Origin of the sequence: Bartonella sp. WD16.2 (assembly GCF_002022505.1) — a bacterium.
GTDB lineage: Bacteria > Pseudomonadota > Alphaproteobacteria > Rhizobiales > Rhizobiaceae > Bartonella.
Window position 1 is genome coordinate 1016342 of sequence record NZ_CP019781.1, and the last position, 19139, is coordinate 1035480.

Consider the following 19139-nt stretch of genomic DNA (forward strand, 5'->3'; position numbering starts at 1 on the left):
CTTACTAAAAACTCTCACGCAACCACTGACCAACACGCTGGAAATATCCACCTGTGTTTGTCGATAAATGATTCACTGCAGTTTGAACTGTTTTTTCTTGAAACCCCGCCAATTGCGGATAAATTAACAATCCAACAGCAGATGAAAATGCCGCCCCTTTAGCAAAGGAAGGAAGCCTGGAAACACCCAAAGGCCGCCCTACACGAACATTTCTTCCCAATATACTACGTGCTATTTCCGGCAAACCCGTTAATTGGCTTGCTCCTCCGGTTAAAATAACACGCTTACCAATGATGTGGCCAAAACCTGAACAGTTCAAACAATCACGCATCATTTCTAATATTTCTTCAACACGCGCACGAATAATACGACCAAGAACAGCACATGGATACTGAATTTCATGACGCTCATTTCCAATTTCTGCCACATTAATCATTTGACGTTCATCATAATCCGTTGAAAACATCGAGCCGTATACAACTTTTAAACGCTCAGCTTCTTCAATAGACATCGATAATCCACGAGCTATATCGAGAGTTATATGGTGTCCCCCAATTGCAAGTGCATCCGCATAAACAAATTTTCCTTCAGAAAACACAGAAAATGTCGTTGTTCCACCACCAAAATCAATACACGCCGCTCCTAAACGCGCCTCATCATCAACTAAAACCGAAAGACCGCTAGCAAAAGGCGTTGCCACCATTGCCTCAACACTTAAATGAGCACGGTTAATGCAGGCTTCTAAATTACGCAAAGGAGCTGTTTCTGCTGTTACAACATGCACATCCACACCAAATAACTCTCCCATCATCCCAATAGGATCAGAAATTCCCTTATCTCCATCCAATGCATAAGACACTGGAACTGAATGCATAATATGACGTTCAACCTTAAAAGCCTTACGCGAGACATCTGCTAATGCCATACGCATATCACGCGTAGTAACTTTACGCCCACCCAAACGCACAACACCATTAACAAAAGTACTCTTCAACCGGCTTGAAGAAAAATTCACAATTACTGAATCTACTACTAAACCAGCCATTTTTTCTGCCGCATCAACAGCCAAGCGTATAGACTGTTCTGCCGCATACATATCCATCACAACACCAGATTTAATACCACGTGAACGTTGCACACCAAAACCTAAAACTTCCATAAAGTGTGTACGAGCGTGTAAATGGTGTGTATGCCTCAAAGGATGCAAACAAGCAATAAGACACACAATCTTACTTGAACCAACATCAAGAACCGTTAGAAAACGTGTTTTGCGTCCTCCACTATGATGCGACCCAAGCAACATTATACCCCCTCCGCCTTCAAGACGCGCTCTTCTTCAGCTATAACAGCACGATGACGTTCTAATGCTTCATCCGACAAAGAAATCGTTATCCGATCAGAAAGACGCAAATCAACACTTAAAACATCGCGTACAAAAAGATCCTGTGCTGTACCTGTTTTAATAAGAGAAGAAAGGCTTTTAATAGCTCCTTTTTCAGGAAGCATAATACGCATTCCATTATCTAGAACAATATCCCAACGCCGATCGCCCACACGCACATAAGCACGGATACGATTGCTCAACTGTGGATATAATGAAAGTTCTTGAATAAATAATTTTGCTGCACTTTGCGCACCTTGACCAACCACAAGAGGCAAATTCTGAACTAAACCTGCCTGAAATGGAGCAATCACACACCCTGTATGATCAACAATATCCATTATACCATCATGTTGCCAAATGGCATATGGTTCACGTTCTATCAGTGAAATACGCACCCGATTAGGATAAATCTTTTGAACATCAGCCGATTGAATCCAAACCTGCTGTTCTAAAATAAAGCGTGCTTTATTAACATCAAAACTGATAATTGATGGATAAGCATCAAGCCCTAAAATTTTCAAAATATCTTGTCTCGCCAAACGCTTATTACCGTTCATATCGACATCAGTTACTACAAAACCAAAATTCAATGGTGCAGCTTTTACAATACTATCCATCTGACCATTAGACGAAATTCCATAAAGTGCCGAAAGAGAGAAAAAAGATAAAACGGCAAAAGAACCAAAATGACGAGGCACATAAATACTGGCAACAAACTGAAATATAAACCGACGAAACCGACGATAAAGACGCGGTAAAACTGGCACTGATTGCACCATCAGAATATTTATTCTATCAACATTCAACGCATACACGACGCGTCCTCCGCTATCCATTTAACAATATCACCGTAAGTACGGCCACTCGCTTTTGCTATATCAGGAACAAGAGAAACCGGTGTCATACCAGGCTGCGTATTAATTTCTAGCCAAACCAGCTCCTCTGTCTCCTCAACAAAACGAAAATCTGAACGGCTAACACCTCGACAACCTATAGCTTGATGTGCTGCCAAAGACATTCTTTGCACTTTTTGGTAAATATTTAATGAAAGTTGTGCAGGACAAATATGAAGAGAACCACCAGGTGTATATTTTGAGTCATAATCATAAAATTGAAAATGTTTATCAGGCACAATTTCACAAACATCCAAAACCTCATCCCCTAAAACTGCGCAAGTAAGTTCACGCCCAGGAATGTATTTTTCAACAATCACTTCATCTCCATAAACCCATTCAGTACTCATAATATTACGCAATGGCAAAGTCTCATCACCACTTACAATCACCACACCAAAACTTGACCCTTCACGCACTGGCTTAATGACATAGGGTGGCTCCATAGGATGTTCTCGCCCTATGACAAAGCGGTTCATCACACAAGAAGGAGCAACATGTACACTAGCGCTAGCAGCAATGATTTTCGCACGTCCTTTATCCATTGCCAAAGCTGATGCCATCACTCCAGAATGAGTATAAGGAATTTTTAAATATTCAAGAATACCTTGAATACAACCATCTTCACCAAACGGTCCATGTAATGCATTAAAAACAATATCTGGCTGTAATTGCACAAGAACAGCAGCAATGTGTTCATCAACATCCACACGAATTACATTATAACCCTGCTTTTCAAGAGCATCAGCACAAGCAGTACCTGAAGATAAGCTTACAGAGCGCTCAGATGAAAATCCACCCATCAACACAGCTATACGCCTATCCTTCATAACAATTTATTCCTCTTTACATACTAGATATAGACTCTACTAAAACAATTTATACCACACATAAGGATAAACTAGATTTATCCTTGCGAATCAACACCCTAGCATTTTCTATAGTGAATCAGAATCAAGAGCATGAAGCAAGAGTTTTTCTATTAATTTGTTGATTTTTAATAGAAAATTTTTCTTATCTCTTTGAAATGACTCAGTTTTTTAGTGATTTAAATAAATCAATAAAACTGATCAAAAGAAGGAACGATATGGTCTTGTTCAAATTGTCCAAGGCGTTGTATTTCCCATTCTAAATAATAGGCTGAATGAGCAAAAACACGAGCACGGACAGTTTCACCCAACTGTTCAAGATCATAGCCTGTAGCTTCACCTGTATTAATCATAAAATTACAATGCATCTTACTCATTTGAGCGCCACCAACCTGTAAACCACGACACCCAGCTTCATCAATAACGCGCCATGCAGATGTACCTTTAGGGTTACGAAAAGTTGACCCACCTGTTTTCTCACGAACAGGTTGTACCTTTTCTCGATGTAAAACAACTTCATTCATAGCAGCGTGAATATTATCTTTATTTCCTGGATTTCCTTCCAACATAGCAGCAGTAAAAATAAGCTCTTCAGAAATATTACAATGACGATACGAATAATGCATATCACTCAAACTCAAAACATGGCGCTCACCCTTACGATCAAGGGCATAAACCTCAACAACGCGCTCAGCTGTTTCAATACCATTAGCCCCTGCATTCATTTTTAATGCCCCACCCAAATTACCAGGAATACCATAATAAAAATGAAAACCAGAAAGCTCAGCCTCTAAAGCCGCTGCTGCTAAATGTTTATCAGCCGTAGCAGCACCAACGAGAAGGCACTTTGGAGAAACTTGCTTTAATTGTCCAAAACCTTTTGCTGAAAGACGAATAACAACCCCAGGAATCCCCCCATCACGTACAAGAAGATTAGAACCAATCCCCACAATCGTTATAGGAATAGATTCCGGTAGCACTTGAAGAAACAAAGCTAAATCTTCTTCATCAGAAGGCTGATAAAAAAGTTCAGCTAATCCACCAGTACGAAACCATGTCACCTTACGCATCTCAATATTGGGAGTAAATTTACCCCGGATGTTTTTTAACGCCGGCTGTAATTGTGCTAACAGCGTTTCACCATCAATTGGTTGAAAATTTACCATTTTTATTAAGTTCCGCTAATTGTTTAGGTAGCGCATAAGCCCACTGTGTAATGCTACCTGCACCGAGAAAAACCACATAATCACCAGGATTTGCTAATGCAGCTATAATCAAAGTAATATCTTCAAGAGTATTCACCAAGCGCACATCACGATGACTTGCCATTTGAATATGCTCAACCAATTCTTTAGAACCAAAACCAGCAATTGGTTCTTCACCAGCTGCATAAACCGGCGCAATCATTACTGTATCAGCATCATTAAAACAAGTAATAAAATCGTCAAATAAATTATGCAAACGTGAATAACGGTGGGGTTGTACAATCGCAATAACCCGTCCTTTTGTACTTTCACGAGCTGCACTTAAAACAGCTTTTATTTCAACCGGATGATGCCCATAATCATCAAATATTTCAATACCACGCCAACTTCCCGTTTGTGTAAAACGCCGTTTTACCCCACAAAATTCTGCTAACCCTTTTTTGATAGATTCATTTGAAATACCAAGCTCATGTGCAATAGCAATCGCCGCAGTAGCATTAGAAATATTATGTTGCCCTGACATCGGCAAAACCAAGTTTCTCAGTTCAGTTTCTTCATTTGTTTTCCGGGATCGAATGAGAACGTCAAAATACGCCTTTTGACCTTCCATCGAAAGATTAAGAAAACGCACATCAGCTTGCGGATTAGCACCATAAGTTACTACCCAACGATCATCAATACGACTGGCCAATGTTTGAACTTCCGGATGATCAATACACATAACAGCAAAACCATAAAAAGGTACATTCTCTACGAATTGCCGAAAAGCCTCACGCACAGCATCAAAACTGCCATAATAATCCAGATGTTCAGAGTCAATATTGGTGACAACAACAATATCAGCAGGCAATTTTAAAAATGTACCATCACTTTCATCAGCTTCAACCACCATCCAATCTCCACAGCCCATACGTGCATTGGTTCCATAAGCATTAATAATGCCACCATTAATTACCATCGGATCAAAATTACTAGCGTCAAGAAGCGCCGCTACCATTGATGTAGTGGTTGTCTTACCATGTGTACCACCAACAGCTATCGCCCGGCGAAAACGCATCAACTCGGCTAACATTTCTGCACGTCTAACAATTGGTAAATGTTTTTCTTTAGCAGCAATATATTCAGGATTTGTTTTTTTTATAGCAGTAGAAATAACAACAACTTTTGCAGCTTCTAAATTTTCAGCACAATGACCTATATGAATGTTAATCCCTTTACCCCGTAAACGCTCTACATTTGCATTATTCGTTTGATCGGATCCTTGAACTTTATAACCAAGATTATGAAGAACCTCAGCAATTCCACTCATACCAATACCCCCAATACCTATAAAGTGGATAATGCCAATATCAAGTGGCATTTTCATTAAAAAGCTCCTTTCTAATGTCTGATAATGACCAGCCTGCAATCAAAGCTTCAGCCATATTAGCAAGAACTCTGGTTGCATGAGGTTGCCCAACCTTTTTCGCAGCAAGCGCCTGTTTTTCTAATAAGTGGGGTTCATGACAAGCTTTCGTTAAAAGAGTAGCAAGCATTTGTGCATTTAAATCTTTTTCGGCAATAATTTGAGCTGCTCCCGTTGCAGCAAGCATTGCCGCATTTTCTGCTTGATCATGATCTAAAGCATGAGGATACGGAATCAATAAAGCTGGCCTACCAATAACAGCTATTTCACAAACCGTTGAAGCACCAGAACGTGACATAATGAAATGAGACCAAGCAATATGTTCAGCCATATTATCAAAAAAAGGAGCAACTTTTGCTTCCACCCCCATATTGCGATAAATTTGTACCAAATCCATCACTTCACCACGAACCTGCTGAATAATACGTAAACGTTTACGGATATTATTATCAAGCAAAGCAATTGCTTCAGGAACAATTTTTGAAAAAACAGAAGCTCCTTGGCTACCACCAAAGACTAAAAAATGAAATGGCTTTTTCTCTGTAGAAGTACAATAAGGAATTTCTGCTGCTTTAAGAATAGCCTCACGAACAGGATTGCCTGTAAGAAACGTTTTATAAGCATAAACTCCATTAGCTGATAATAAACCACCTGCTATTGCATTGACCCTAGCTGCTAAAATCCTATTAGCACGGCCCATAACAGCATTTTGCTCATGAATAAATGTTACACGTCTCGTTAAGGCGGCAATCAAAACTGGTGGAAAGGTAGGATAACCACCAAACCCCCCTACAAGAACAGGACGTAATTTATAAAAAAGCACCCACGACTGACATATTCCTTTTAATAAATGCCAAAACGTTTTCATAAGTGCAAAAGGATGATATCGTATCAATGTTGCTGATGACATAATATGAATATGTTTTTTATCAAAATGACGTACAAAACTCTTACCTCTTTCATCTGTTGCCAAATGAACATCATATCCGCGTTGTCTTAATTCAACAGAAAGTGCCTCTGCAGGAAAAAGATGCCCACCTGTACCACCAGCAACCAAAATAATAACCTTTTTTTTATGCGTCATTAGATGACATCCTAAACAATAAGCGGAGGAAAAGCTGAAAACCGCGTTTCTGGCCAACGGCGTGTTAAACTAAGCAAAATACCCATCGAAATAGCAATCGCTACCATAGATGAACCACCATAAGAAATAAATGGCAATGTCATACCTTTTGGAGGTATCAAATGAAGATTAACTGCCATATTAATTCCCGATTGCAAACCAATCATTATCGCCATGCCAGTAATACCAAAACACGTAAATGAATCACGCGTATTCAACGCTATATAAAGTGAACGTATAACAATAAAACCAAAAAGGGCCATAATCAATAAACAGAAGATAATACCATATTCTTCAGCTGCAACAGAAAACACAAAATCTGTATGGCTATCAGGAATAATGCGCTTAATTGTACCCTCCCCTGGTCCTTGACCAAACCACCCACCATTTAAAATAGCCTCACGCCCCACATCCACCTGAAATGTATTGCCTTCACCTGTCAAAAAACCATCAATACGTTCGCGCACATGGCGAACAAAAAAATAAGCTAAAAAACCTCCTAAAACAGCTAAAACAACAAAGAACAAAATAATAGTAAAAGATACACCTGCAACAAAAAACAAACCACCCCATGTTGCACTAATCAAAAGTGTTTGACCAATATCAGGCTGAAAAACAAGAAGTGTGCAACAAATAGCATAAAGTGCAATAGACAACATATAGCGAAATTTACCATAATGTTTCATTTGATCTGAAAACAACCAAGCTGACACAACTACAAACGCTGGCTTCATAAATTCTGAAGCTTGCAAAGAAAAACCAAACAAAGAAATCCAACGCCGTGCTCCTTTTAACTCAGAACCAAATAATAAAGTCGCAACCATAAGAACAAGTGTAGCAAATAACAAAAGAATGCATAAACGACGAATATTATGAGGTGAAAAAAAAGAAATAGTAACCATAGTACAAAACGCAAGGATACTAAAAATGATATGCCAACGAACAAAATAAAAACTATCCTCAATTCCTATTTTTTTCGCAACAGCGGGACTGGCTGCAAAAGACAACATAACGCCAATCCCCATCAAGATCAGACAAGCAGCAAAAATAAAGCGATCAATCGTCCACCACCAATTAGCAATCGGATCTTGATTGGCACGAGTAATCATCATTTTCACTTTATCCTTTTTATCATTCCACTCAAAGCGATATGATGTTTCTATTTTTTTTGGCAAGCATTGCAAAAACTAAATTACACTTAAAAAGATTCTGAATTGTTAATGATAGAATAAATTTTTATAATTCGTTTTCTTTCAACTGTCTAACCAAAGAAATAAAAGTCTCCCCACGTATTTCATAATTTTTGAATTGATCATAACTTGCACAAGCTGGCGAAAACAAAACTACAGCTTCTTTAGCATGAGCATAAGTTGCATCAGCAGCCGCTTCACGCACTGCATTTTCTAAAATTAAGCTCATTGAAAAAGGAAAAGAAGAACCAATAGTGCAGGCAAAATCCTCTGCAGCAGCACCAATTAAATAAGCTTTACGAATTTTATTAAAAAATCCTCTTAAGGGAGAAATGCCACCTTCTTTTGCCTGTCCTCCAACAATCCAAAAAATATCGTTAAAAGTAGCAAGCGCGCAAGCTGACGCATCCGCATTAGTAGCTTTACTATCATTGATAAACAAAACCGATCCAATTTTGCGTACCTGCTGCATACGATGCGCAAGTCCCATATAACTTGCTAAATGTCTCTCTATATGGGGATCAGTAATTTTTAACACCTGCAATGTTGCTAAAACCATAAGAGCGTTTTGCACATTATGGGCACCGCGTAACGAAGTTATAGTAGCAAGATCTGCAAGCAAACAACGCTGCTCATGGCTAATAGAAAAGAGTTTTGTTCCTTCTGCATAAAAACCATCATCAATACAGTGTTCCTTAGAAATTGCTTTAACTTGATGACCTTCATTTATAAGTTGCTGATATAAAACCTGACAGGCAGAATCATCAATTGAAACAAGAGCGTGAGAAGCTTTAGCAACTAAACGCCCTTTGACTTGCACATAATGCGTGAAGCTACCGTGTCGGTCAATGTGATCAGGTGTTAAATTTAACAAAAGACCAACTGTAGGCTGAAGAGAAGGACTTAGATCAATCTGAAATGATGAACATTCAATAACATAAATACGTTTTTTAACAAATGGCTTAAGGGTTAATATTGCAGTTCCAATATTTCCTCCCATTTGCACATCATAGCCCATTTTGTCTAAAAGATGGGTAAGCAAAGTAGTAGTGGTCGATTTACCATTCGTACCTGTAATAGCAATAAATGGCACATCCTGATCACAAAAACCATGTTGACATAAAAAATGGTTCCGTGCACGAACAAATAGTTCAATATCACCAATAATTTCTATACCTGCCTGACGTGCTTTATCAACCGTCCAATGAGGTTTAGGATGAGTTAAAGGTACCCCAGGCGCTAAAATCAACGCAACAAATTCTGACCAATCCTCATGACGAAGATCTCTGGTGGGAATATTTTTTTTACAAGCAGCTTCCACACTAGAAGGATTTTCATCCCACCCAATCACTTCAGCTCCACCAGTAATCAGTGCTTGCGCCGTAGCTAATCCCGACTGCCCTAGCCCAAATAGAGCAACTTTTTGACCTTTATAACATTCAACTGGAATCACAATCTTATCTCAATTTAAGTGTTGAAAGACCAATCAATGCTAAAACAATTGAAATAATCCAAAAGCGCACCACAACCTGACTTTCAGTCCACCCCTTTTTTTCAAAATGATGATGAATTGGTGCCATAAGGAATACACGCTTTCTCGTCAATTTAAACCAACCTACCTGGATGATAACCGAAAGCGTTTCTAAAACAAAAAGTCCACCGATAACACCTAAAACAATTTCATGCTTTGTCGCTACGGCAACAACACCTAACAACCCTCCAAGTGCCAATGAACCAGTATCACCCATAAAAATAGCCGCTGGAGGAGCATTAAACCATAAAAAGCCAAGACCAGCCCCCACAACTGCTCCTAATAAAACAGTCAATTCTCCAGTTCCAGGCACATAGTGGATTTGTAAATAATCAGCAAAATTTATATTACCAGACAAATAAGCAATTAATGCAAATGATAAAGCAGCTACCATTACAGGAACAATCGCAAGACCATCAAGACCATCCGTTAAATTAACCGCATTACCGGTCCCTACTATAACACAAGCAGTAAAAGGAACAAAAAACCAACCTAAATTAATAAAATAGTCTTTTACAAAAGGTAAAGCCAATCCCGACGAACCGGCTTTCACAATAATCAAAGAAGCAGTTGTCGCAATTAAAAACTCCAAACCCAACCGTGCTTTACCGGAAAACCCCTTGTCTGTTTGTTTTGTCACTTTAAGATAATCATCATAAAAACCAATTATCCCAAAAGAAAGCATAACTAACAGTGATACCCAAAGATAAATGTTTGATAAATTACACCACAGAAGCGTCGACACCACAATGCCGCTCAAAATCATTAATCCACCCATAGTAGGTGTTCCAGCTTTTTTAAAATGAGTTTGAGGACCATCAGCTCGAATTGGTTGCCCCTTTCCTTGCCGCACTTTAAGAGAGGCAATAATACTAGGGCCAAACAAAAAAACAATTAAACCTGATGTTAGCATAGCTAACACAGTACGAAAAGTAATATAACGAAAAACATTAACGCCTGGAAGCCAATCACTCAACGAAGAAAGTAACAAAATCATAGTAAAAAAACCCGGTAAAATTATAAAGATGTTTTTTATAGCGATCAAGAAGATCCTCAACAATACGCGATAGACCAACACTATGAGATGATTTAATCATAATAAGATCGCCTTCTGAAATTTCTTTTAAAATAAGCGGTACAAGTTCTTCAATATGTTCAGAGTAATGAACTTTGACATAACTAGAAAGCTCATTAGCTAAAAATTTCATTGCTTTTCCAACCAAAAAAACCGGATTAGCACCAGAAATACATATTGGCTTTACCAGATCACGATGAAGCTTTTCACTATAAATTCCTAACTCAAGCATATCACCCAAAACTGCTATTTTCCGACCACGTATACCGACCGGCCCCATAGCAAGAAGATCAAGGGCAGCACGCATAGAAGCAGGATTGGCATTATAACTTTCATCAATTAAATGAAATTCTCCTCCATTTGGTAAAGATAGTCGATAGCGGTTACCTCTACCTTTGGGAAGAGAAAAACAACTTAAAGCAAATGAAACACGTGCTAAATCAGCACCAACCACATCACAAACTGCTAAAACACTCAAAATATTTTGTACAATGTGTCGCCCAGGAGAACCAATTTTAATGATTATATCTTGGTCAGAAAAATGCATAGTCATACAAGAATAATCTGTCAAAAGATGAATCTCTTTTGCTTGGTAATCAGCATCCTTCGATTCCCCAAAACTCAAGATTTTTTTTACGCCACATTGTTCTGCTTTTTGAACCAAATGAGAAAAAAAATGACTATCCGCATTTAAAAGAGCTACACCTTTATCATTCAGTCCTTCAAAAATTTCAGCTTTTGCATCTGCAATTTCTTCAAGATTTTTAAAAAAACCTATATGTCCAGCAGCAATATGAGTAATCAAAGCTACATGTGGGCGAACTAACTTTACCAAAGGGCGAATTTCATTCTTATGATTCATTCCAATTTCAAATATACCATAATCACTATCCGCAGGCATACGCGCCAAAGTTAAAGGGACACCCCAACAATTGTTGAAAGAACCAGGATTGGCATAAACCTTTCCAACAGTTTTAAGTGCTTGTTTAAGAGCTTCTTTTGTTGTTGTTTTTCCAACAGAACCTGTGATAGCTATAATTTTAGCTTTTGAACGCTCACGTGCTGCTTGCGCAAGTTTTTCTAACGCTTTTAAAACATCGGGAACCACAATCAATGGAGCAGCCAATTTTTTCATTTCAACCAAACGATTTTGGGCAACCACAAGAACTCCAGCACCTTTTGCATAAGCTTGTGCAGCAAAATCATGACCGTCTAGACTATTACCCTTAATACAGAAAAAAATATCGCCCTCTATAAGAGATCTGCTATCAATAGAAATCCCAGAAAAAGTCTCTGGCAAGCGTCCAATTGATAGACCATTCATAACAGAAAGAAGTGTCTGCTTATCCCATAAAACTGTCATTTATTTTGTTCTTTCAAAGCAGAAACTGCTCTTAAATGATCTGAAAAAGGATACGTTGTCTTTCCTATAATTTGACCATTTTCATGACCTTTTCCAGCAATAATCAATGTATCTCCAGCTTCAAGTAATCTCACTGCATAATCAATAGCTTCACCACGATCTGCTATTTCCATTGCTCCTGATGCTGCTTGTAAAATATCTTTTCGAATTTTCGCAGGATCCTCCGTGCGAGGATTATCATCAGTAACAATAACAATATCAGCTTTGCTTGTTGCAATTTTTCCCATCAAGGATCTTTTGCCCTGATCACGATCACCCCCACAACCAAAAACAAGAATCAAACGCCCTAATGTAAAAGGGCGAACAGAAAGTAATACCTGCTCTAAAGCCTCTGGTTTATGAGCATAATCCACATAAACAAATGCATTATCTTTCGTATTTCCGACCAATTCTAACCGGCCAGGTGCTCCTTGCAATTTTTTCAAAGAGCGAAAAACACTACTGGGAGGTACATTTGTCGCAATTGCTAAACCTGCAGCCATAAGTGCATTAGTCACTTGAAATTCCCCCGCAAGAGGCAAATCAAATGTGTAAATATCGTTTCCCATCCGACACTCAACACTTTGTTTTAACCGCTGATGCTCAATACGATTAATTGTAATAAACTGACCCTTACGTCCAACCGTTAATATTGGGCGCCCTGCTTGTGTAACATGCTCAATCACTTTTTGTGAATAAACATCATCCGCAAAAATAATAGCGGGCGCATCACATGGTAAAAGCGTATCAAACAATCTCATTTTAGCACGTAAATAATCTTCCACACACGTGTGATAATCCATATGATCGCGCCCTAAATTAGTGAAAGCTGCCGCTGCCAAACGCACCCCATCAAGTCGACTCTGATCAAGACCATGCGAAGAAGCTTCAAGTGCTGCATGCGTAACACCTTCACCAGCAATTTCACACAACAAACGCTGCAACATTACCGGATCAGGTGTTGTGAGAGAACCATAATCATTACGCTTAGGTGAAACAACACCAACCGTCCCTATGCTAGCCGCACAAAATCCAACATGCTTCCAAATTTGCCTAACAAAAAACACAACCGATGTTTTACCACTTGTTCCTGTAACAGCTGTTACAATTTCAGGCTGAGTACCATAAAAACGTGCAGCTGCAATGGCTAAGCTATGGCGCACATCTACAACACGCAAAACCGGAACACATAACCCCTTAAGGACGCAATCATAATCTGTAACTATTACCCGTGCACCACGCTTTATAGCGTCGTTTATATATTGCCTACCATCACCCTGATTCCCTTGAAGAGCCACAAAAACATAACCCGGCAATACTTGTCGAGAATCTGAACTTATTCCCGTAATTTCAATTGAAGAAAGGCAACTATCTTCACTACATTCTGTAAACAATGCTCCAAGAAACATGATCGTTTATCTTTATGTTAATTTTTTACCGCTGTCTTAAATAATTCAGAATTATTACTTGCACTTAAAGTCAGCTCATATTCTTTTTTTAAATCTGATTTTATTCCAAGAAAACTGGCTGAACGACGAATAATATTTGCAAGCATCGGCGCTGCATTCATTGCCGCCACTGCTGAACGTTTACCTTCTTCAGGTTGAGGCTCATCAACAATTGTTAAAACAACGTAAGAAGGATTATCCATAGGGAAAGCAGCAAGAAAACTGTTGAAATTCTTTATCTTAGAATATTTTCCATTTTCAACTTTTTCAGCTGTTCCTGTCTTACCGCCAATACGATAACCTTCCACCTTTGCATTACGCCCAGAACCAATAACACTATTTAACTTATAAAGGTAGCGCATATCCTGGCTAGTTCGGGGGTGCAATACTTGTTTAGCATGTTGCAAAACTTGCCCTTCAGTTCGCTTCAAAAATGTGGGTTCAATCAACAAACCACCATTAATTAAAGCGGCTGTCCCTACCGCTGTTTGTAATGGTGTTGTTGCCATACCATGACCAAAAGAAATTGTCATAGAATCTATATCCCGCCAACGACGCGGCAAAACAGGATTAGCAACCTCAGGTAATTCTATTGTCATACGATCAAGTAAACCAAGTCGTTTCAAAAAATCACGATGTCCATCAACCCCTATTTCTAATGCCTCTCGAGCAGAGCCAATATTAGAAGAATAAACAAAAACCTCCCATAGCGTTAAGAGACGATTTTTTCCATGAAAATCACGAATAAAATGACTGTGGCTTATTTGAATTGGTTTTGAAGCATCAATGAGACTATTTAAATGAAAAACTTCTGAATCAAGCGCCATCGCAGTAGTAAAACTTTTGATAATTGATCCCATTTCAAAAGTTCCAGCTGTCATCCGATTGAGGCGGTCACTTTTAAGAGCATCAACAGGATTCCCAGGATCAAAATCAGGCACAGATACCATAGCAACAACCTCACCGGTGTGGATGTTCAAAATAACAGCTCCTGCAGCAAGCGCTTTATAGCGCTTCATCCCCTTCATAAGCTCATCACGCACAATTGCCTGAATACGTATATCAATCGAAAGTTGAACTGGTTTCAATAATGCTTCAGTTGCAAGACCGGCATCTCGAAGAACACTCAAACCCGTATCATCAATATATTTTTCTATGCCTGCTATGCCTTGATTATCAACATTAACCATACCAAGAATATGCGAAGCTATAGGCCCACCTGGATAAAAACGACGTACTTCAGTACGAAAACCAATACCTGGAACACCAAGCGCCATAATTTGCGCTTTTTGTGTTGGAGTTAACCCACGTTGGACCCAAGAAAAACGAGACTTTTTTTTCAAGCGTTTATAAGTTTCTTGCCAGTTGAGCTGGGGTAAAACTGTTGAAATTAATTCAATTGTTTCATCTACATCAATAACGCGGCGTGGTTCAGCAAAAAGTGAGTAAGTTTCAATATCTGTTGCCAATAAACGCCCATTACGATCAATAATATCAGGTCGAGCAGCCAGCTGTAATGCTCCAGGCCCTTTTGCTTCTTCAATCTGTCCACCTTGAAGCCCATAAGAAATAAGGCATTTCCCCATAATACCGTATAGAATAAGAAAACACAGTAGAGAAAAAATCAATCGTGAACGATTAAAATATGAGTGATAAATAGGAAGATCTAGATTACTCAATTGGTTATTTAATTTCTTTTTCCGCAAAAACAGGAGCAATAATCGCATTACTGCACACCTTTTTGAATAACGTTATTATTCTGAGAAACATGATTTTTAACAAGAAAAGCCTTATCTTCTTCAAAAGTATTTTTCTTAATTAATTCGTCAATTTGATCATATAAACGTGCAGGAACATCCTTCAATTCTACAATCTGATGGGGTTGTATTATTTCTAAGTTTAGCTCTTTTTGATAATATTCTGCAAGTCTTTGCATACGCGATGGTTCTATCATCATAGCCCATTCAGCATGCAAAAGCCTTACCATATTTTTTTCTGCTGTAATTTCCCGTTCAAGACGGTATACCTCGCTAATTTGTTTTTGGACATCATATTTTACCTTATAAGTAATAGCTGCCATACAAATCATAATAGTTACTAAAACTACATCCAATGTACGAAAAATTGTCATTTTTTACTGCCTTTAAAACTGGTAATTTCTGCCAAACTAAACAATTCCATATCCGCTTTAATGACATCTTCTTGAGTACGCACACCTACACGTAACTTTGCAGAACGTGCACGAGGATTTTTTTGTAATTCTTCTTCATCTGCAGTCTTCACACCTTTAAACAAAGGCAAAAATGTTGTTGGACTAGATTTTATTTCAGGAAGATAGCGTGATCTTCCTTCTTCTCCTGAACGAGCAGAAAAAAATCTTTTTATTATGCGATCCTCAAGAGAATGAAAACTAACAACTCCTAAACGCCCCCCTGCTTTCAAAACTTTTTCAGCAGCAAATAAACCTCGTGTAAGTTCACCAAGCTCATCATTAACATAAATACGAAGTGCCTGAAACACGCGCGTCGCAGGATGAATACGATCACCTGGTTTACGACCCACTAAAATCTCAATAGCATTAGCAAGATCACATGTACGCAAAAAAGGACGAATACGACGACGCTTTTCAATCATCCGTGCAATTCGATCCGCATGACGCTCTTCACCTAATATCTTAAATATATGTGATAATTCATTGACTTTTAAAGAATTAATAAAATCACTTGCTGTCAAACCAGTCTGTGCCATTCGCATATCTAGCGGACCATCTTTTTGAAAAGAAAATCCCCGTTCAGCTTCATCCAACTGCATTGAAGATACGCCAATATCAAGAATAACTGCATCCACTTTTTCTTCAACCACACAATCCAACCGTGAAAATTCCATTTGCACCAAACGAAGACGTGGAAAAAATTGATCGACAAGCAATTGTCCCTCACGGATTGCATGAGGATCACGATCAAGAGCAATAACATCTGCCCCCGCATCAAGCAAAGCACGCGTATAACCACCAGCACCAAAGGTACCATCAATTACCTTTGCCCCAGCTAATGGCGCAAGCGCAGCTAAAACTGGCTGCAACAATACCGGAATATGGCGCTCAGTTTCGTTACTCTGCCCTGTCAAAATAACCCATCTTGATTTATATTTTTCCGCATCAATAACCACTAATGGCAAATGATGTCACAATAACCAAAACCTTAACTTTCACACTTATCTCAACAAAAGAAAATGAAGTTAAAGTTATCCCAATGCACACATTAATTCATTATATTTAAAGAAATGTTATAATTTTAAAAAACATTTTTTTAAGTGTGCAATTTAAATATAAATTTTTCTGAAAACTTGTGCCAATACTACATATAAAATATCAGTCGGCCTGTAAGCCGGGTTCTGTATGGTAAAGTTTACACTCTACATGGCAACCATTCATCTGGGACGGATGTTACCACCCGCCTCGTGCAACCTACCCAAATGACTCACCTGGAAAATGGCTGCAAGCTAAGGCTTGCGCGTCATTTCTATTCGGTCTTGCTCCCGGTGGGGTTTACCTTGCCACACTCATTACTGAGTGCGCGGTGGGCTCTTACCCCACCCTTTCACCCTTACCTATAAAAATAGGCGGTTTGCTTTCTGTGGCACTTTCCCTAGGGTCACCCCCGCCGGGTGTTACCCGGCACCGTTTTTCCATGGAGCCCGGACTTTCCTCACCTGCTACTTTTAAACACCGAGCAAGCGCGGCTGCCCAGCCGACTGACCCGATAATTTATAAAACATTTTTCACAAAGTGAAAATAGCCCTTTAAAATATTTTACATAGTCTATTTAAATCGTCCATTACTATAAAAATGATAGTGTTATTTTAAGAATAGTAAATAGATTGTAGCTCTTGAGCAATATTTAAAACTAAAATAGAACTCATTTTCGCAGCATGACCAGCATTATATTTTAAAATGTGTACAGCTATTATTACTACTTAACTTACGTGTTTGTACTAATAATGTACACCGTATTCAAAATTGCCTCAAGAATGATAAAGATCTTTATACAGAGTTATTGAGACTATCCATCGCTGATAAACTATTGTACCAAAAAATTTTTGTATGCGTACTACCATTACCTTAATACTAACAACAGCCTATGCTAAATTAATCAGAACTTTATATTAAAACGCAATTTTTGAATTAAAACTTTATAAAAACGGACAAATATCTTAAAAGAAATAACAATTAAACTGCTGTCTAAGCTTAAACTTTCAATATCAGTATAAGTCCTTTCGCATAAAATACAAAAATAGAGGAAAAACTGCATTTAAAAAGATTTTCAAAATTGCATTCTTTCCCTTTTCATTAAAATACGTCTAATCACAATTATAAAGCTTTAAGGCGTATTTCACCCAGAAAAGAGTTAAAAAAAGTGGTGCAACATATTCATTTGATAGATTTACAATACTAATTTACGCAATAAAAAAATAATGCTGAAAAACTCCATCACTAATCGCGTACAGATATAAAAAACTCCATTATTGCCAAATCTACTATCATAAAATCTAATACCAACTAGGAATGCTTTTAATGAATACCCTTTTATTCATTAATCATATAACATCCTCAGAAAGAATCATCAGTTTTACTTAAAACCAACACCAATTAAGCAAAGCTCATGCCATAAAAACTGCTCTCTAAAAACCAATACTCTTATAAGAAATTACACTTAAATACGTTAATAAGTCAGTTTTTCAATTGTATATTATTAAGTGCTTTCAAACACAACTTGATAACCAGTGTCTGTCTATTTTCAGATAATTCTGTAAAAACCAACATTGACAATTTCAATACCGATTAATAAACAATTTATATCACTGACACCACCCTAATAACATTATCTAATAAACATTCTCACTTACACCCATATACACGCGTATTTACACACCTCTCATACAGCTAAAATGGATAAACAGTTTAAACTTTTATAAAAAAATATTTTAGTAGTTACCTATCATTTATTCCCAATAACACAGCGAATAATTCGGAATGCATTTTTCACGCTTTTTATATTCTGGAGAAGGATACAACAAAGCATTCTTAAAACAAACTTCAAATATATTGTTCTTAAATTACTATAGATAAATGCTTAAAAACCAATATCAACAACAGGAGAATGAGAAATTACTTCTAATGCAGCTGCAGCCGCAATTTTTCCAAATTGTTGTGCCTGTTTATTATTCTGACCGCTTGCAAGGGCAGCAGCAATCGCATCTTGACGTGCCTGTTTAACAATGCCTTTTTCTTGCTGAGAACTTACCTTAAAAAGATTCATTGGAACATTCGGCAAAGATACTGCCATCCATCTTAGCCCACTATCTGCTGTATCAGTCTGGCGTGAAGAACTCACCTCACCAAATACAAATCGATAAACAAAAAAACTAGTTATCATAACACACAAAAAAAGAAAAATTAGAATAACAAGGCAACGCCAGCGGAATTTTATCATTTTTGATCCTAAACATTATAATACACTATAATTGTAATCGTTCATATAACGTTTTTCATCTTTTAACTTAAAATAATTGTACTACTTATTGAAAATAAAACATAAATATCTAAAAAAAATAC

General features: G+C 37.9%; 15 protein-coding genes and 1 other RNA gene. All 16 read right to left on the reverse strand.

The window, feature by feature from the left end; genetic code table 11:
- Nucleotides 1-4: 4 nt before the first annotated feature.
- The 16 genes from ftsA to BWD162_RS04435 all read right to left on the reverse strand — a co-directional run bounded on the left by ftsA (nt 5) and on the right by BWD162_RS04435 (nt 19017).
- Nucleotides 5-1303 carry a cell division protein FtsA gene (gene ftsA / locus BWD162_RS04360; protein ID WP_078705592.1) on the reverse strand — a complete coding sequence of 433 codons (1299 nt, stop codon included), beginning with the start codon at nt 1301-1303 and terminating at the stop codon, nt 5-7.
- Entirely contained in the window at nt 1303-2220 is a 918-nt protein-coding gene (locus BWD162_RS04365; RefSeq protein ID WP_236824097.1) for a cell division protein FtsQ/DivIB, read from the reverse strand. The genes ftsA and BWD162_RS04365 overlap by 1 nt, the downstream gene beginning before the upstream one ends.
- Nucleotides 2187-3107, reverse strand: coding sequence for a D-alanine--D-alanine ligase (locus BWD162_RS04370; protein WP_078705594.1), 921 nt, complete (start codon nt 3105-3107; stop codon nt 2187-2189). The genes BWD162_RS04365 and BWD162_RS04370 overlap by 34 nt, the downstream gene beginning before the upstream one ends.
- Before the next feature lie 227 nt (nt 3108-3334).
- The gene (murB, locus tag BWD162_RS04375) at nt 3335-4312 is read right to left on the reverse strand and encodes a UDP-N-acetylmuramate dehydrogenase (RefSeq protein ID WP_078705595.1); all 978 of its coding nucleotides are present in this window, start codon (nt 4310-4312) and stop codon (nt 3335-3337) included.
- On the reverse strand, nt 4290-5717 hold the full coding sequence (gene murC, locus BWD162_RS04380; protein WP_078705596.1) for a UDP-N-acetylmuramate--L-alanine ligase: 1428 nt from the start codon (nt 5715-5717) through the stop codon (nt 4290-4292). The genes murB and murC overlap by 23 nt, the downstream gene beginning before the upstream one ends.
- Nucleotides 5701-6840: an undecaprenyldiphospho-muramoylpentapeptide beta-N-acetylglucosaminyltransferase gene (gene murG, locus BWD162_RS04385; protein WP_078705598.1), complete on the reverse strand. Its 1140-nt coding sequence runs from the start codon at nt 6838-6840 to the stop codon at nt 5701-5703. Before murG ends, murC begins: the two co-directional genes overlap by 17 nt.
- A gap of 11 nt (nt 6841-6851) precedes the next feature.
- Nucleotides 6852-7991: an FtsW/RodA/SpoVE family cell cycle protein gene (locus BWD162_RS04390; RefSeq protein ID WP_078705599.1), complete on the reverse strand. Its 1140-nt coding sequence runs from the start codon at nt 7989-7991 to the stop codon at nt 6852-6854.
- Between the two features lie 124 nt (nt 7992-8115).
- On the reverse strand, nt 8116-9522 hold the full coding sequence (gene murD / locus BWD162_RS04395) for a UDP-N-acetylmuramoyl-L-alanine--D-glutamate ligase (RefSeq protein ID WP_078705600.1): 1407 nt from the start codon (nt 9520-9522) through the stop codon (nt 8116-8118).
- Nucleotides 9523-9526: 4 nt separating this feature from the next.
- Entirely contained in the window at nt 9527-10597 is a 1071-nt protein-coding gene (mraY, locus tag BWD162_RS04400; RefSeq protein WP_078705601.1) for a phospho-N-acetylmuramoyl-pentapeptide-transferase, read from the reverse strand.
- A complete protein-coding gene (locus BWD162_RS04405) occupies nt 10569-12038 on the reverse strand; it encodes a UDP-N-acetylmuramoylalanyl-D-glutamyl-2,6-diaminopimelate--D-alanyl-D-alanine ligase (protein WP_078705602.1) in 1470 nt (489 codons plus the stop codon). The genes mraY and BWD162_RS04405 overlap by 29 nt, the downstream gene beginning before the upstream one ends.
- Nucleotides 12035-13486, reverse strand: coding sequence for a UDP-N-acetylmuramoyl-L-alanyl-D-glutamate--2,6-diaminopimelate ligase (locus tag BWD162_RS04410; RefSeq protein WP_078705603.1), 1452 nt, complete (start codon nt 13484-13486; stop codon nt 12035-12037). Before BWD162_RS04410 ends, BWD162_RS04405 begins: the two co-directional genes overlap by 4 nt.
- A 17-nt stretch (nt 13487-13503) precedes the next feature.
- The gene (locus BWD162_RS04415; RefSeq protein WP_078705604.1) at nt 13504-15252 is read right to left on the reverse strand and encodes a peptidoglycan D,D-transpeptidase FtsI family protein; all 1749 of its coding nucleotides are present in this window, start codon (nt 15250-15252) and stop codon (nt 13504-13506) included.
- The gene (gene ftsL, locus BWD162_RS04420) at nt 15252-15656 is read right to left on the reverse strand and encodes a cell division protein FtsL (protein ID WP_078705605.1); all 405 of its coding nucleotides are present in this window, start codon (nt 15654-15656) and stop codon (nt 15252-15254) included. Before ftsL ends, BWD162_RS04415 begins: the two co-directional genes overlap by 1 nt.
- Entirely contained in the window at nt 15653-16651 is a 999-nt protein-coding gene (gene rsmH / locus BWD162_RS04425) for a 16S rRNA (cytosine(1402)-N(4))-methyltransferase RsmH (RefSeq protein ID WP_194284872.1), read from the reverse strand. Before rsmH ends, ftsL begins: the two co-directional genes overlap by 4 nt.
- Before the next feature lie 240 nt (nt 16652-16891).
- Nucleotides 16892-17282: RNase P RNA component class A (gene rnpB / locus BWD162_RS04430), an RNA gene on the reverse strand.
- Between the two features lie 1375 nt (nt 17283-18657).
- On the reverse strand, nt 18658-19017 hold the full coding sequence (locus BWD162_RS04435; protein WP_078705607.1) for a hypothetical protein: 360 nt from the start codon (nt 19015-19017) through the stop codon (nt 18658-18660).
- Nucleotides 19018-19139: the final 122 nt, after the last annotated feature.

Bases quoted from the DNA above. Each gene is read 5' to 3' on its own strand.
- ftsA (WP_078705592.1), bottom strand. From the start codon at position 1,303: ATGTTGCTTGGGTCGCATCATAGTGGAGGACGCAAAACACGTTTTCTA.
- BWD162_RS04365 (WP_236824097.1), bottom strand. From the start codon at position 2,220: ATGGATAGCGGAGGACGCGTCGTGTATGCGTTGAATGTTGATAGAATA.
- BWD162_RS04370 (WP_078705594.1), bottom strand. From the start codon at position 3,107: ATGAAGGATAGGCGTATAGCTGTGTTGATGGGTGGATTTTCATCTGAG.
- murB (WP_078705595.1), bottom strand. From the start codon at position 4,312: ATGGTAAATTTTCAACCAATTGATGGTGAAACGCTGTTAGCACAATTA.
- murC (WP_078705596.1), bottom strand. From the start codon at position 5,717: ATGAAAATGCCACTTGATATTGGCATTATCCACTTTATAGGTATTGGG.
- murG (WP_078705598.1), bottom strand. From the start codon at position 6,840: ATGACGCATAAAAAAAAGGTTATTATTTTGGTTGCTGGTGGTACAGGT.
- BWD162_RS04390 (WP_078705599.1), bottom strand. From the start codon at position 7,991: ATGATGATTACTCGTGCCAATCAAGATCCGATTGCTAATTGGTGGTGG.
- mraY (WP_078705601.1), bottom strand. From the start codon at position 10,597: ATGATTTTGTTACTTTCTTCGTTGAGTGATTGGCTTCCAGGCGTTAAT.
- BWD162_RS04405 (WP_078705602.1), bottom strand. From the start codon at position 12,038: ATGACAGTTTTATGGGATAAGCAGACACTTCTTTCTGTTATGAATGGT.
- BWD162_RS04410 (WP_078705603.1), bottom strand. From the start codon at position 13,486: ATGTTTCTTGGAGCATTGTTTACAGAATGTAGTGAAGATAGTTGCCTT.
- BWD162_RS04415 (WP_078705604.1), bottom strand. From the start codon at position 15,252: ATGCGATTATTGCTCCTGTTTTTGCGGAAAAAGAAATTAAATAACCAA.
- ftsL (WP_078705605.1), bottom strand. From the start codon at position 15,656: ATGACAATTTTTCGTACATTGGATGTAGTTTTAGTAACTATTATGATT.
- BWD162_RS04435 (WP_078705607.1), bottom strand. From the start codon at position 19,017: ATGATAAAATTCCGCTGGCGTTGCCTTGTTATTCTAATTTTTCTTTTT.